Origin of the sequence: Roseovarius nitratireducens, assembly GCF_002925845.1 — a bacterium.
Taxonomy (GTDB): domain Bacteria; phylum Pseudomonadota; class Alphaproteobacteria; order Rhodobacterales; family Rhodobacteraceae; genus Roseovarius; species Roseovarius nitratireducens.
The window spans coordinates 46,462-60,856 of the sequence record NZ_PDNI01000037.1 but is presented as its reverse complement, the minus strand read 5'-3'; the positions used below and the strand labels follow the sequence as shown (position 1 = coordinate 60,856).

Annotated in this window: 13 protein-coding genes; all 13 read left to right on the top strand. The window is 60.3% G+C overall.

The window, feature by feature from the left end:
* The coding region (locus CRJ03_RS08080) for an integrase core domain-containing protein (RefSeq protein WP_165375279.1) at positions 1-282 on the top strand (282 nt) is incomplete at its 5' end.
* A 555-nt stretch (positions 283-837) separates the two neighbouring features.
* A complete protein-coding gene (locus tag CRJ03_RS08070) occupies positions 838-2,118 on the top strand; it encodes an NAD(P)/FAD-dependent oxidoreductase (protein ID WP_104018392.1) in 1,281 nt (426 codons plus the stop codon).
* A 224-nt stretch (positions 2,119-2,342) separates the two neighbouring features.
* The gene (locus CRJ03_RS08065; protein ID WP_240611610.1) at positions 2,343-3,512 is read left to right on the top strand and encodes an ABC transporter substrate-binding protein; all 1,170 of its coding nucleotides are present in this window, start codon (positions 2,343-2,345) and stop codon (positions 3,510-3,512) included.
* Between the two features lie 126 nt (positions 3,513-3,638).
* A complete protein-coding gene (locus CRJ03_RS08060; RefSeq protein WP_104018390.1) occupies positions 3,639-4,571 on the top strand; it encodes an ABC transporter permease in 933 nt (310 codons plus the stop codon).
* Positions 4,571-5,383: an ABC transporter permease gene (locus CRJ03_RS08055; RefSeq protein ID WP_104018389.1), complete on the top strand. Its 813-nt coding sequence runs from the start codon at positions 4,571-4,573 to the stop codon at positions 5,381-5,383. The genes CRJ03_RS08060 and CRJ03_RS08055 overlap by 1 nt, the downstream gene beginning before the upstream one ends.
* Before the next feature lie 4 nt (positions 5,384-5,387).
* On the top strand, positions 5,388-6,485 hold the full coding sequence (locus CRJ03_RS08050) for an ABC transporter ATP-binding protein (protein ID WP_104018388.1): 1,098 nt from the start codon (positions 5,388-5,390) through the stop codon (positions 6,483-6,485).
* A gap of 3 nt (positions 6,486-6,488) precedes the next feature.
* Positions 6,489-7,157 (top strand): TetR/AcrR family transcriptional regulator, encoded by a 669-nt coding sequence (locus tag CRJ03_RS08045; protein WP_104018387.1) that lies wholly within the window; start codon positions 6,489-6,491, stop codon positions 7,155-7,157.
* 2 nt (positions 7,158-7,159) lie between these two features.
* Entirely contained in the window at positions 7,160-9,229 is a 2,070-nt protein-coding gene (locus CRJ03_RS08040) for an oxidoreductase (RefSeq protein WP_104018386.1), read from the top strand.
* Between the two features lie 8 nt (positions 9,230-9,237).
* Positions 9,238-11,295 carry an oxidoreductase gene (locus CRJ03_RS08035; protein ID WP_104018385.1) on the top strand — a complete coding sequence of 686 codons (2,058 nt, stop codon included), beginning with the start codon at positions 9,238-9,240 and terminating at the stop codon, positions 11,293-11,295.
* A 10-nt stretch (positions 11,296-11,305) separates the two neighbouring features.
* Positions 11,306-13,372 carry an oxidoreductase gene (locus CRJ03_RS08030; protein WP_104018384.1) on the top strand — a complete coding sequence of 689 codons (2,067 nt, stop codon included), beginning with the start codon at positions 11,306-11,308 and terminating at the stop codon, positions 13,370-13,372.
* On the top strand, positions 13,372-13,854 hold the full coding sequence (locus tag CRJ03_RS08025) for a hypothetical protein (protein WP_104018383.1): 483 nt from the start codon (positions 13,372-13,374) through the stop codon (positions 13,852-13,854). Before CRJ03_RS08030 ends, CRJ03_RS08025 begins: the two co-directional genes overlap by 1 nt.
* Positions 13,851-14,048: a hypothetical protein gene (locus CRJ03_RS08020; protein ID WP_129590259.1), complete on the top strand. Its 198-nt coding sequence runs from the start codon at positions 13,851-13,853 to the stop codon at positions 14,046-14,048. The genes CRJ03_RS08025 and CRJ03_RS08020 overlap by 4 nt, the downstream gene beginning before the upstream one ends.
* Positions 14,048-14,386, top strand: a complete 339-nt coding sequence (locus tag CRJ03_RS08015; RefSeq protein ID WP_104018381.1) for a DUF6614 family protein — start codon at positions 14,048-14,050, stop codon at positions 14,384-14,386. The genes CRJ03_RS08020 and CRJ03_RS08015 overlap by 1 nt, the downstream gene beginning before the upstream one ends.
* The last annotated feature ends 9 nt before the right edge of the window (positions 14,387-14,395 follow it).

The following is a 14,395-nucleotide window of genomic DNA, read 5'->3' as shown; positions in this document are numbered from 1 at the left end:
GAGGATCAGAAAACAGTCCGGGGGACTGTTTTCCCGAGGGACGGCCAGGTCGAGAGGATGAATCGGACGATCAAGGACGCGACGGTCAAGCGCTTCCACTATGACAGCCACGATCAGCTGCGCACACATCTCATAGACTTCATGGCAGCCTACAATTTCGCCCGGCGTCTCAAGACCCTCGGTGGCCTCACACCATATGAATATATCTGCAAGGTCTGGACCTCAGAGCCGGATCGATTCATCCTCGACCCGATCCACCAGATGCCGGGACTGAACACCTAAGGACAACGCGACAGCCGCTATCTCGGCTTTTACAACAACCGAAGCCCACATTCGTCGCTTGACGGGAGAACCCCCGATCAGACCTACTTCAACCAGTCAATGCCCAAAGCGGTGGCGGCGTAACCGAGGCGGAAAACCACTTAGAGAACGTTCGGAACCTGTTCAGATCAACCGAGCCAACTCTGATGAAATGATCACTACAAACCGATGTCCCGGTTCTGGCCAATACCGCGCGAGTCTACATGAAACTGTTCCCCCAGCTGGCAGAGGTGCGCATCCTGTGGCATTGGGCTGGCATGATCCACGCGACGCCCGATTTTCGGGCCGATGCTGGGACCGCATCCGGACCTGAGTGATCTGTGGATCTCGGCGGGGTGGTCCTATGGGTTCGCCGGGGCACCGGGCGCTGGATTGCTGTTGTCGCAGGCGATTGCGAAGGCTGTCACGGATGATCGCATGAAACCTTTCGCCGTCGACAGGTACGACAGGGGAAACCCCGTTGTCGAACCCGGCATCGTGCTGGCGTCATGAGAAACGATTACAGGAAAGCAGCCCATGGACCTTGATCAGATTAAGACGACCCCGTTCTGGTGGGAAGATACGCGTTTTCCAGAGACCGCGTCCGCGCTGCCGGCACGCGCCGATCTGGTCATCGTCGGCGCCGGGTTCACCGGGCTTTCGGCGGCACTTGAGGCAGCCAAAAGCGGGATGAGCGTTGCGGTTCTAGAAAAAGGTGCAATCGGTGACGGGGCGTCCAGCCGTAATGGTGGCCAGATATCGGACGGGATGAAATGGTCGCGCACTCAGCTGGTCAAGCGCCTTGGCGCGGAGGTCGTTGACAGACTCTATGATGACGCCGCGAACGCGCTCGTTTTCGCCGAAAGGCTGGCATCGGAATTGGGCGTGCCGGAAAGCCATCAGAAGAACGGGCGGTTCTGCGGGGCGCATTCGCAAAAACAATTCGATTACCTCAGGCGTCAGGCCGACGAGACGGCGCGGGCCGGACGCACCAATTTGACGATTATCGAGAAAGACAGAGTGCATGAAGAGGTTGGCTCGGATCGCTATTTCGGCGGTCTTGTTGAGACCGATTTTGCCTCGCTTCACCCAGCGAAGCTTTTGTCGGCATTGGTGCGGGCCTGCCTGAATGCTGGTGTGCGCATCGTCGCGCAGTGCCCTGCCGAGGCAATTGCGCGAGAAGGGCAGGGATTTCAGACGCAAACACGTCAAGGGGTCGTTGCGTCGAAGCACGTGCTGGTTGCCACCAACGGCTATACGGACAAGGTTTTCCCTTGGGCCCGACGGCGCATCATTCCAATTGCCAGCCACATGCTGGCCACGCAAGAGCTGCCCGAACCGCTGCAGATCGCGCTGATTCCGAATCGGCGAAACGTGGTAGATACGCGCAAGGTGGTTGTCTATTATCGCTATTCCCCGGATGGAAAGCGGCTATTGTTTGGCGGGCGCGCGGCGTTGTTCCGGGCCGATCCTGCCCGCTGTGCGTCCCGGTTGCGATCCATGATGTTGGACATCTATCCGCAGCTTGCAGACATCGGTTTCACGCATTTCTGGTCCGGGTTCGTGGGTTTCACCTTTGATCGGATGCCGCATCTTGGATGCCATGACGGCATTCACTTCTGCATGGGGTACAGCGGCTCTGGTGTGGCGAATTCGCTGTACTACGGTCATCTGATCGGGCGGCGGATTGCCGGACAGTCGGTGCGCATCGCGCTGGAGAACCTGCCGTTTCCGACGGTGCCCTTGTACAACGGGATTCCTTGGTTCCTGGGGCCAACGGTGATGTATTATCAGGCGCGGGACAGGTTCATTTCCTAACTATCGCCTTTGGCGGCACGTAAAAAGTTCATTAAAACAACGTGATACTCACGCGTGTAGCACCCGACGTCCTGACATTCGCAGCCTGCCAACGGTTATCGGCTCGGAAAAAATTCGTATTTGATGTTGACTGAAAACAAAAGTCGGCACAATGATTGAATAATCATTCAACGGAATGGTGGCGACCGCACGAGCATTCGGCCCGAACGCGAAGGGCGAAGATCATGCCCAAGCTGGCTTGTCACGGTTCAACAACAGGGGGAATACAGATGGACGTTCTTGATCAACTGGGTGCCGTAAGAGAAGGCAAAATGAGCCGCCGCGCGTTTACACGATCGCTGATGGCAGCTGGCGTGGGGATGTTTTCCGTGCCGCTTGCGGGGCGCAGGGCGCTGGCCGCATCCGACGATGAAGCAACCTTTTTCACTTGGGGGGGGTACGACATCCCCGAACTGTTTGGCGAGTACAAAGAAAAGCACGGTGCTTTGCCCAATTTCGCGACCTTTGGTGGGTCCGAAGAAGCATTGACGAAGATGCGGGCGGGCTATGTGGTCGATGTATCGCATCCGTGCAACCAAGCCCTGACGCGCTGGGTCAGCTCGGGCCTGTTCCAGCCGGTTCAGACGGATCGGCTGGCGCACTGGGGCGATGTCATGCCCGAACTTGTTGATCTGCCGGGCAATGACGCAGAGGGTGGCAACGTCTGGATGGCGCCCTTCGATTGGGGGCAAACGTCGGTCACTTATCGGACAGACATGTTCGAACTTGAGGGCGAAGAATCCTGGGATATGCTTTGGGATGAACGCTATAAGGGTCGCTTGGGCAGCTTGGCATCGGGCGGCGACGCCTGGTGGTGTGGGGCGATCAAGGCGGAGGTCGATTTCAAGGATATCGACACGCCGGAGGCCTTCGACAAGATCGCGGCCGTGATGCGCGAACAACGCCCGCTCATCCGGGTCTACACTGATGATACGACTACACTGGAACAGGCGCTGGCTTCAGGTGAAATGGTGGCTGCAATGACGTGGAATTCATCGGCGGTGCTGCTGCAATCCGAAGGTGTGCCGGTCAAGTTCGCCAAGCCCAAGGAGGGTGCGCTGACTTGGGTGTGCGGTGTGATGATCCACAAGGACGCACCGAATCTGGACCGCGCCTACGACGTGATCGACTCGCTCCTGAGCGTCGAGACGGGCAAGTTCATGATTGGAGAATGGGGTTATGGCCACCCGAGCAAGAAGGCCTTCGAATTGTTCGATGACGAAACGTTGCAAGGCTTGGGCCTGAGTGCAAACCCATCCAACATTCTGGATGCTGGACATTTTCAGATTCCCCAATCTCAGGAATGGGAAACCAAGATGAACGCAATGTTCGAGGAAATTAAAGCGGGCTTTTAAAGCCGAATTATCACGAACTTCCTACGGTCGGAGCGGGTCCGGCCGTAGGGGGCCAACACCTGATCGCCCTCAAGTGGTGATCGGGAGTATATCTTGTTATGCATGCGGGAAGGTTAAAGCCGAGCAATGACAACTTCATCGTCCATACCGGACAAACTTACAAACAAGCGATCACAGCGCCGGAACGTTTTTCTGCAACTGCTGGACCGGTCCGAGGCGGTGCGCGGAATGGTGCTGTTGTCGCCTGCATTCGGTTTTATGCTGGTGGCGCTTTTGGTTCCGTTCGGCATCTTGTTGCTGATGAGCCTCTGGACCGCCCAGGGATTCGGCTTCGACACCTCACTGACGCTGGACAATTACCGGCAGCTGCTGGAACGCCCGATATACGGGGCGCTGATGGAGCGGTCGCTGTCGATTTCCGGCAGCGTCACCATCGCCACGGTCATCCTGTGCTACCCGATGGCCTATTACGTAGCGTTCCACGTGCATCGCAACAAGATGATCTGGCTGGTGTTCATCACCCTGCCGTTCTGGACCAGTTACCTATTGCGGGTTTTCGCTTGGAAGGTGGTGTTGGGGTATGAAGGCGTAATCAATTCCGGATTGATGTCGCTGGGTCTGATCGAGGCACCGCTTGAATTCCTGCTTTACAGCCAGTCGGCGGTGGTCATCACGCTGGCCCACGCTTGGGCGGCGTTTGCCATCCTGCCGCTTTATGTTTCTCTGGAGAAGATCGACAAGTCGCTGCTCGAGGCCGCGACTGATCTGGGCGATGGACCGGTGGCCCGCTTTATGCGCATAACCTTGCCACTCTCGCTGCCAGGTGTGATCTCGGCCAGCCTGCTGATTTTCATTCCCACTACGGGCGATTACATCACGCCGGCGCTGCTCGGTGGGCCCGATGGCGCGATGATCGGCAACCTGATCCAGAAGCAGTTCGGCCCAATCAATAACTGGCCGATGGGGGCCACGCTTGCGATTGTCCTGATGCTCTGCATCGCAGTCGTCAGCGGGATATTCATCCTGCTGACCATGTTGGTCAGAAGGAGGATTTCCTGATGTCCGGTCGCGGATTCAACAAACCCAGTCGCTCGCTGCGGCTGTACTCTCTCATCTTCCTGTTTGTGCTCTATGTACCGGTGCTCTTCCTGCCGCTCTTCAGCTTCAACGACTCGATCTACGTCAAGTTTCCGCTGACTGGTTTTACCTTTGAGTGGTACGGCGAGTTGTTCGAGCGCGAGCCGGTTTGGAACGCACTGATGAACAGCCTGAAGGTGGGTATCAGTGTCTCCGTACTGTCAACTGTGATGGGAATTTTCGCCGCAAAGGCGATCACCCGCTACCGGTTCCCGGGCCGCGGACCGGCGGTTGGCTTCATCATGCTGCCGCTTGTCGTGCCGCTGATCATCTTCGGTGTCGCGCTTCTGGTCCTGTTCAGCCGAATGGGCGTGTCGCTTTCGCTCTATACTGTGGCCATGGGGCATCTGATCGTCTGCCTGCCGTTTTCGGTGGCCACGCTGATCCCACGGTTCGAAGGTTTCGACAAATCCGTCGAAGAGGCCTCTTCCGATCTGGGAGAAAACGCCTTCTGGACGTTCTGGCGCGTCACGCTGCCGATGGTCTTTCCAGGCGTGGTGGCCAGCCTGATCCTGACATTCACGGTGTCATTCGACGAATTCATCATGGCGTTCTTCCTGAGCGGATCCGAACCAACGCTGCCAATGTACATCTGGGGCCAGCTTCGGTTTCCCAAGGAGTTTCCGTCCATCCTGGCGCTCTCCTCTATCATCATCGCCGTGTCGTTCCTGCTGATTTTCATCAGCCAGTGGATCAACCGCGGTGCCCATGTAACTTCAGTGAAAGGCGATTGACGCAATGACGCAAAACGCGTTCATCTCTGTTCGAAACATCGACAAGCACTTCGGAGCTTTTCAGGCGGTTAACGGAGCGTCGATAGATATCGGGCACGGAGAATTCTTTTCGCTTCTGGGCCCATCGGGCTGTGGCAAGACAACGCTTTTGCGCATGCTTGCGGGGTTCGAGGCCCCGTCGTCAGGCGAAATTCTGATCGATGGTCAACCGATGACGGACGTGCCTCCGAACCTGCGCCCGGTCAACATGGTGTTCCAGAACTACGCAATCTTCCCGCATCTCAGCGTGCGCGACAACATCGCCTATGGCTTGCGCAAGCAGAAGTTGTCGCGAGAAAAGCGCTACGAAATGGTCGACGAGATGCTCGACCTGATCAAGCTGCCAGGATACGGTGAGCGGCGCTCGCACGAATTGTCCGGCGGTCAGCGCCAGCGCATCGCGCTGGCCCGCGCGCTGATCCTGAGGCCCAAGGTGCTGTTGCTGGATGAACCCCTTGGTGCCCTGGACAAGCAATTGCGCGAACAGATGCAACTGGAATTGCGCGCCCTGCAACAGACCGTGGGCATCACCTTTGTCTTTGTGACCCACGACCAGGAAGAGGCCCTGACCCTGTCGGATCGGATCGCGGTGATGTCGGGGGGGCACGTTCTTCAGATCGACACGCCCCGCGGGCTGTATGAGGCACCCAACAGCCGCAAGGTCGCATCCTTCATCGGCACGATGAATTTCTTCGATGCGCAGGTACTGGGGGCAGAGGGGGGCCACTTCGTGGTCGAGACGCAGGGCTTGGGCAAGTTGCGCGTGCCCTCGGCGGGGCGGAACCTTGCGCCCGGTGACAAGGTCGAAGTTGCCATACGGCCCGAAAAACTCACGCTGAGCGATCACAAACCCGATCAGTCCGACGGTGCCGTCTCAGGTGAATTGGAAAATGCGGCCTATCTGGGGGAGCGGAGCCATTATTTCGTGCGCCTGCCGGGCGTCGAACAGCCTGTCGCAGTGTCGGCTCAAAACAGCGAGGGGGCAACATCGCAGGTAAATGCGAACACGCACACATGGCTCAACTGGAGCGAGAGCGCCATTGTCTTGATCGGGAAGGAATAGACAATGTCTGCTGCAATCGTGAAAAATCAAGGAGACGGTGTCGGACGGACGGCCTCCAAGGAATTCCGTCGACATCAGCTGATCATGGGCGCGATCGTCTCGATCAGCAAATTCGGGTTGTCCGGCACTACGGTCACGACCATCACCTCGGCGGCGGATCTGTCGGTTGGACTGGTGAATTTCCACTTTGGAAGCAAGCAGAAACTGCTTGAAGAAACGCTGAGGTTTCTGGCGGGCGAACACCGCGAGCAGTGGCGCGAAAGCGTGCGCAATAGCGGCATGGCCCCCGCCGAAAAGCTGTTGGCGATCGTGGATGCGCATTTCGTACCGCATATCTGTAACCGCGACAAGCTGACCGTCTGGTTCGGGTTTTACGGAGAGGCGGGGTACCGGGCGCATTATCGCGACATCATGTCCGAGATCGATGCGGAACGGTGGGACGTGTCGGCCGATCTGTGCCGCCAGATCGTCGAGGAAGGCGGATACGAGAACATCGACCCCGAACACGTCGCGGAATCGCTGGAAGGGTTCTACGATGGCTTCTGGCTGAACATCCTGATCTATCCCGAAGATTTCTCGCGCCAAGACGCCAAGAACCGGATCCGGACCTACCTGGCCACGACATTCCCCCGTCACAGTTCTGAATTCCGAACCGTCGCTCAGGAGGACTGATTTTGCCCCGCGATTCCCGTTACGATATCCTCTTTGAGCCGGTTCAGATTGGCCCGGTCACGGCCCCGAACCGCTTTTATCAAGTGCCCCATTGCAACGGCATGGGCCATCAATACCCCTCCAGCATGGCAGAGATGCGGGGCGTCAAGGCCGAAGGCGGCTGGGGCGTGGTTAACACCGAAGAATGCGAGATCAGCCACACGTCCGAGCTGAGCGGTGTGATCGAGAGCCGGCTTTGGGACGATTCTGACATTCCGGTGCTGGCCAAGATGGTTGACAAGATTCATGCCCACGGCGCGCTGGCAGGAATAGAGCCTGCACATCTGGGGGCCGGTGCGGCCAACCTCTACAGCCGCGAAATTCCGATGGGTCCCTCGGCCCGGCCCATCGATCTGATGGAGCCCGTTCACGCCCGCGCCATGGACAAGGCCGACATCAAAGCCTTCCGCAAGATGCATGTGGATGCGGCATTGCGGTCGAAAAAGGCCGGGTTCGACATCGTCTACCTCTATGCCGGTCACGACATGACCACGCTGATGCATTTCCTGTCGCATACCCGCAACGACCGGACCGACGAATATGGCGGCAACCTGGAAAACCGGGTGCGCCTGCTGCGTGAGGTGCTTGAAGACACCAAAGAGGCCGTGGGCGATACCTGCGCCGTGGCCATTCGGCTGGCGGTGGACGAACTCAAGGGCGAGACCGACGGCATTTCCGCCCGCGGGCAGGGGCGCGAGATCATCGAGATGCTGGCCGAACTGCCTGACCTCTGGGATGTGAATGTCAGTGGCTGGGATAACGACAGCGCGCCGTCGCGGTTCAGCGAAGAGGGCTTCCAGAACGACTATATCCGCTTTGTCAAAAGCGTGACCTCCAAACCAGTCGTGGGCGTCGGTCGATTTACCTCGCCCGACACGATGGTCAGCATGATCAAGGGCGGACTGATGGACCTGATTGGCGCGGCCCGCCCCTCGATCGCGGATCCGTTTCTGCCGAAGAAGATCGAGGAAGGCCGCCCCGAGGACATCCGCGAGTGCATCGGGTGCAACATGTGCGTGACGGGCGATTTTCTGTGCGCGCCGATGCGCTGTACGCAAAATCCGACCATGGGCGAGGAATGGCGCAGGGGCTGGCATCCTGAACGCATCGCCCCCAAAAGCGCCGACGAAAGCGTTCTGATCGTGGGCGCCGGCCCTGCCGGGCTGGAAGCGGCACGCGCGCTTGGCCAGCGCGGTTATGAGGTGACATTGGCCGAAGCGGGCAACAAGGTCGGAGGGCGTGTTGCGATTGAAAGCGAACTGCCGGGGCTGTCGCAATGGAAACGGGTGGCCGATTACCGCGAGTATCAGATCAGCCAGATGGCGAATGTGAACCTGTATCTCAACAGCACCTTGAGCGCCGCCGAGGTGCTGGAATTCCAAGCCGATCACGTGGCCATCGCCACCGGTTCTAGATGGGCGCCCAACGGCATCGGGCGCACCAACCGGCTGGCCATTCAGGCCGATCCCGGCGCGCATGTCCTGACACCCGACGATATCTGCGCCGGAACATCCGCCAAGGGTGCGGTCGTCATCTTTGACGACGATTATTATTACATGGGCGGGCTGATGGCCGAAAAGCTGCGGCTGGACGGGTACGAGGTGACCTATGTCACTCCGGCCGCAGACGTGTCGCACTGGACCCATAACACCATGGAGCAGAGGCGCATCCAGACACGCCTCATGGAACTTGGGGTCACGATCGTGCCCTTGCACAATCTCGTTCAGATTAACGCGGACAGCGTCGAACTGGCCTGTGTATACACAGACCGGCGGCAGACCCTCGGCTGTGGTACGCTGGTTCCGGTCACGATGCGCGATCCAATTTCCCGGCTCCACCGGGATCTTGTTACCGCCCTGGGAAGAGTGGAGGGGGCGGGGCCCCGGTCTGTCTCCCTGATCGGAGATTGCCTCGCCCCCGGCACAATCGCGGCGGCGGTCTACGGCGGCCACCGCTTTGCGCGCGAACTGGGAGAGCCGCCCGCCAAAGGCGTGCCCTTCCGTCGCGAATTGCCCCTACTGGCGACAGATTGAGAGGCCCGATGGCATGTAACCCGCGATACGATGTCCTGTTCGAACCGGTCAAAATCGGCCCGGTTACCGCGCGCAACCGATTCTACCAGGTGCCGCATTGCAATGGCATGGGGCGCGGCTATCCCTCCAGCATGGCCGAGATGCGCCGCGTCAAGGCCGAGGGCGGCTGGGCCGTCGTCTGTACCGAAGAGGTGGAGATTCACCCGTCGGGCGACCATTCGCCCTGGGCGGGGGGGCGGCTGTGGGATGATCACGACATCCCCATTCTGGCCCGCATGTGCGATGGCATTCACGAGTTCGATAGTCTCGCCGGGATAGAGCTGAACCATGCCGGGCGGATGTCGGCCAACCGCTATAGCCGTCAGGCGCCGCTGGCACCTTCACCTATCCCGGTTTCGGCGCACGACCCGGTTCAGGCCCGCGCGATGGACAAATCCGATATCCGCGCCCTGCGCGCTTGGCATCGCGCCGCCGCCTTGCGGGCCAAGCGGGCGGGTTTCGACCTTGTCTACCTATATGCAGGGCACCACTTGTCGACGATCTCGCATTTCCTGTCGCGGCGGCACAACCACCGCAGCGATGAATACGGCGGCAGCCTGGAAAATCGTGTGCGCCTGTTCCGCGAAGTGCTTGAGGACACGATCGACGCCGTGGGCGATACCTGCGCCGTTGCCGTGCGCTTTGCCGTCGACGAGCTGTTGGGCCCCAAGGGCATCACCCGCGATGGTGAGGGCCGCGACGTGATCGAGATGCTTGCCGAATTGCCCGACCTCTGGGATGTGAACATCAGCGGCTGGGAAAATGACAGCGCGACTTCGCGGTTCAAGGCCGAAGGATTCCAGAACGATTACATATCATTCGTCAAAAGTGTGACGACCAAACCGGTGGTGGGCGTAGGGCGGTTCACCTCGCCCGACACGATGGTGTCGCTGGTCAGGAACGGCATTGTGGATTTCATCGGTGCGGCGCGCCCCTCGATTGCCGATCCGTTCCTGCCGAGAAAGATCGAGGAGGGACGCCCCGAGGAAATCCGTGAATGCATCGGCTGCAATGTCTGTGTGTCGGGCGACCAGCATTTCGTGCCGATCCGTTGCACACAAAACCCCACGATGGGCGAAGAATGGCGCCGCGGCTGGCACCCGGACCGCATTGCGCCCAAGGTTGGGGACGACAGCGTTCTTATTGTTGGGGCCGGACCGGCAGGGCTCGAGGCCGCGCGGGCGCTTGGTCAAAGGGGGTATCGGGTGACGATCGCCGATGCCGCGGACCGCGCGGGCGGGCGGGTGGCGCGGGAATCGCGCCTGCCGGGGCTGTCGGAATGGGGCAGGGTGGCTGACCATCGCCTTTATACCATAGGCCAGATGGCCAATGTGGATCTGTTTCTCAACAGCGAGATGACGGCAGCAACCATCCGCGAATTTGGGGCCGATCACGCAGTGCTGGCCACCGGCAGCGTCTGGGTGAACGATGGCCGCGGGCGGGCCAATCCAGAAGGCGTAGCCGGATTGGAAAATGCGCATATCCTGACACCCGATGACTTCATGTCGGGTGCCGAACCGGAGGGCCCTGTCGTCGTGTTTGACGACGATCATTACTACATGGGTGGGCTGATCGCCGAACAGATGCGCCAGGCCGGGCACGCGGTTACACTGGTGACCCCGGCGAACGATGTGTCATCCTGGACGGTGGACACGCTGGAACAACACGCGATCCAGTCGCGCCTGATGAAACTGGGCGTGGCAATTGTGACGGCGCACGATCTGGCCGGGATCGGCGACGGAGCCGCGACGCTTACTTGCGTCTATTCGGGACAGCCCCGCGAGGTGGCCTGTCGTACACTGATCCCGGTGACCATGCGCCTGCCGCGCGATCAGCTTGCGCAGGATTTGCGCGTGATGGACACGCCGCCGCCCTTCACCGTGATCGGCGACGCCTGGGCACCCGGAACCATCGCGGCGGCCGTACACGCGGGCCACCTGTTTGCCCGCGATTTCGGCGCGCCGCCCGGTGACGGCGTGCCCTTCCGGCGTGAATTGATCGAACTGGGGCAGTGGCCCGCAACCTGAGGAACGGCACATGGCACGGGATGCAAGATACGACATACTTTTCGAACCGGTGAAGATCGGTCCCGTGACGGCCAGGAACCGGTTCTATCAGGTGCCCCATTGCACTGGCATGGGCTGGCGGCATCCGCGCATGCTCGCAGAGATGCGAGGCGTCAAGGCCGAGGGTGGCTGGGGCGTGGTCTGCACCGAGTACAACTCGATCCACCCCTCGTCCGACGATCTGCCCCACGTTTCGGCGTCGCTGTGGAATGACAGTGACATCCGCGCCCACAGGCTGATGACCGACAAGGTACATGAACACGGCGGCCTTGCCGGGGCCGAACTGTGGTACGGTGGCGCACGCACCGCGAACATGTTCACCCGCGAAGTGTCTATGGATCTGCACTCGGTTCCGAATACGGCGGGCAATCCTTATCAGACGCGGGCGATGGACAAGGCCGATATTCGCGCGCTGCGCCACTGGCACCGGAAGGCTGCCCTTCGGGCCCGCGATGCCGGCTTTGACATCGTCTATGTCTATGCCACCCATACCTATCTGTTGGCCAATTTCCTTGATCCGCGGATCAACACCCGCAGCGATGAATACGGCGGCAGCCTGGAGAACCGCACCCGGCTGGTGCGCGAGTTGATCGAGGAAACCAAAGAGGCCGTGGGCGATCGCTGCGCCGTCGCCGCGCGCTTTGCTGCGGACGAGACGATCGGAGAGGACGGGGTGCCAATTCACGGTGAACGTCGTGACATGTTCGCGATGATGGCCGAGATGCCGGACCTGTGGGACATCAACATTGCGGATTATTCGCTTGAGATGGGTAATGCCCGTCATACTGCCGAGGGAGCGCTTGAGCCGTACATGGCTTTCGTCAAGAGCCTGACCTCGAAGCCGGTCGTGACGGTGGGACGCTTTACTTCTCCCGATACAATGGTCAGCCAGGTAAAGCGCGGCATCACCGATCTGATTGGGGCTGCCCGTCCCTCGATCGCCGATCCTTTCCTGCCCAGGAAGATAGAGGAAGGCAGGCCCGAGGACATCCGCGAATGCATCGGGTGCAACATCTGCTATTCGGGCGACAGCCTCGGCATCCCGATCCGCTGCACGCAGAACCCGACGATGGGCGAGGAATGGCGTAGGGGCTGGCACCCCGAGATTGTCCCGACCGCCAAGGCGCCGGGTAAGGTCCTGGTGGTGGGCGCGGGGCCTGCCGGGCTTGAGGCGGCGCGGGTTCTGGGCAAGCGCGGCTATCAGGTCATGTTGGCCGAGGGAACGCGCGCCTTGGGCGGGCGAGTTACGCGAGAGGCGACGCTGCCAGGCCTCAGCGAATATGCCCGCGTGCGCGATTACCGGGTGCAGGCGCTTGAGGCGCTGCCCAATGTCGAGATCTTCCGCGAAAGCCGGATGACGGCGGGCGATATTTTCGACCTGGGGGTCGATCACGTGGCCATCGCGACGGGCGCACGCTGGCGGCGCGACCGGTTCGATGGCGAAGTGTTCCGCCCTGTCTCCACGACGCAGGGGGAGGCCCGTCTGTTTACCGTGGATGACATCACGGATGGCTGGGCGCCCGAGGGGCCGACGCTGGTTTACGACGAGGACGGCTATTACCTTGCCGGCGTGATCGCCGAAAAGCTTCGCGCCACCGGGCAAGAGGTCATCTATTGCACACCGCGCGACGTGGTGTCGGACTGGGCGGGCAAGACCTCGGAACGTTGGCGGGTCCGCACCAACCTGATGCGGTTGGGGATCGGCATCGAACTCGCTAAGAGTTTGGCTTCGTTTAATGGCAGTGCGGCCGAGCTTGTCTGCGTCTATTCTGGTGCAGAAACAAAGATGGCAGTTCAAAACGTGGTTATGGTTACCGCGCGAGCCCCTGACGACGGGCTGTATCAGGACATCCTTGACAGGGTTGACGGCGATGTTGGCGCGCTGCCTTTCACACTGCGACGCATCGGCGATTGCGAGGCCCCGGCGATTGTTGCGGCTGCCGTCTATGCCGGCCATCGCTACGGACGCGACATAGACGCACCGCCTGATGCCGATGAGCGATTGATCCATGACCGTGTCGATGTGGGGGCAATGTGATGACAGTTGCCAATGCCAGATATCTCGAGATGCTGACACTCTATTATGAGGAGGAAATCGAGGGCGCAGGCTGGTTCAATGCCATGGCCGAGGGGATGCCCGACGCCGACAAGGCGGCCAAGATGCGGCTTCTGGCCGATGTCGAAAGCTATGCCGCACGCGCGGTCGAACCCCTGCTGACGAAATACGGCCTGACCCCGCGCGATCAAGGTGCGCTTATTGCTGAAGGTGTAGCGCAAGGAAAGGCCGACGCCCGAAAGGGCTGGGACGCGTTGATCCGCGAGATGCATGAAACCTTCCCCTGCTACATGGTCGATTTCGCCCGGCTCGAGGCATTTGCCCCTCACCAGGATCTGCCGGAGTTGAAGGTGCTGACAGCCCACGAGATCGCGGCTATCGATTTCGTAGACCGCGAGATTGCGGGGCAACCGGACAGCACAGAACCGCTCACGCATTATCTGGAAACGGGTGGCGTGACATGAGATGGGCGATGATTTCCGCAGTGGTGATCCTTGCGGCCGGTATGGGCGCATACGGCATGTTACGGACACCTGCCGATGCGGCGGATGCCGTCACGGCCGGTGAAATGGGCTGTTCCAGTTGCGATGCCCGCCACGCAGCGATGCAACGCCTGCAACCCCGGAACGCTGGCTTGCCTGAAGAGGAGAGCGATTGATGATTCACCTGCACTCCATCTTCGACCTCGCGCCAACAGAGGACATCGCGCGGTTTTGCGCCGATCACGACGCATTCGTGGCCGACATGCAGGCGGCGGGATTGGTCGAAGGCGCCGCCCCGCTTGCCCGGCGTGTCGACAACACGCCGATGGATACCGACACGCTCCGCCGACAAAGATGGCTGTCGGTCCTGCATTTCCGCGACCGCGCGCAGATGGATCGCGCCTACGCTCACATAGCAAGGCAAGACAGCCCGGGTCCGGCCAATCACCGATCCATGTACGCAAGAATCGTAAACGGCGTTTTCCAATGCTGGGATTTCAACGACGTCGACTGACCGCTTACC

Coding starts and splice junctions, on each gene's coding strand:
- CRJ03_RS08070 (WP_104018392.1), top strand. CDS start 838: ATGGACCTTGATCAGATTAAGACGACCCCGTTCTGGTGGGAAGATACG.
- CRJ03_RS08065 (WP_240611610.1), top strand. CDS start 2,343: ATGCCCAAGCTGGCTTGTCACGGTTCAACAACAGGGGGAATACAGATG.
- CRJ03_RS08060 (WP_104018390.1), top strand. CDS start 3,639: ATGACAACTTCATCGTCCATACCGGACAAACTTACAAACAAGCGATCA.
- CRJ03_RS08055 (WP_104018389.1), top strand. CDS start 4,571: ATGTCCGGTCGCGGATTCAACAAACCCAGTCGCTCGCTGCGGCTGTAC.
- CRJ03_RS08050 (WP_104018388.1), top strand. CDS start 5,388: ATGACGCAAAACGCGTTCATCTCTGTTCGAAACATCGACAAGCACTTC.
- CRJ03_RS08045 (WP_104018387.1), top strand. CDS start 6,489: ATGTCTGCTGCAATCGTGAAAAATCAAGGAGACGGTGTCGGACGGACG.
- CRJ03_RS08035 (WP_104018385.1), top strand. CDS start 9,238: ATGGCATGTAACCCGCGATACGATGTCCTGTTCGAACCGGTCAAAATC.
- CRJ03_RS08030 (WP_104018384.1), top strand. CDS start 11,306: ATGGCACGGGATGCAAGATACGACATACTTTTCGAACCGGTGAAGATC.
- CRJ03_RS08025 (WP_104018383.1), top strand. CDS start 13,372: ATGACAGTTGCCAATGCCAGATATCTCGAGATGCTGACACTCTATTAT.
- CRJ03_RS08020 (WP_129590259.1), top strand. CDS start 13,851: ATGAGATGGGCGATGATTTCCGCAGTGGTGATCCTTGCGGCCGGTATG.
- CRJ03_RS08015 (WP_104018381.1), top strand. CDS start 14,048: ATGATTCACCTGCACTCCATCTTCGACCTCGCGCCAACAGAGGACATC.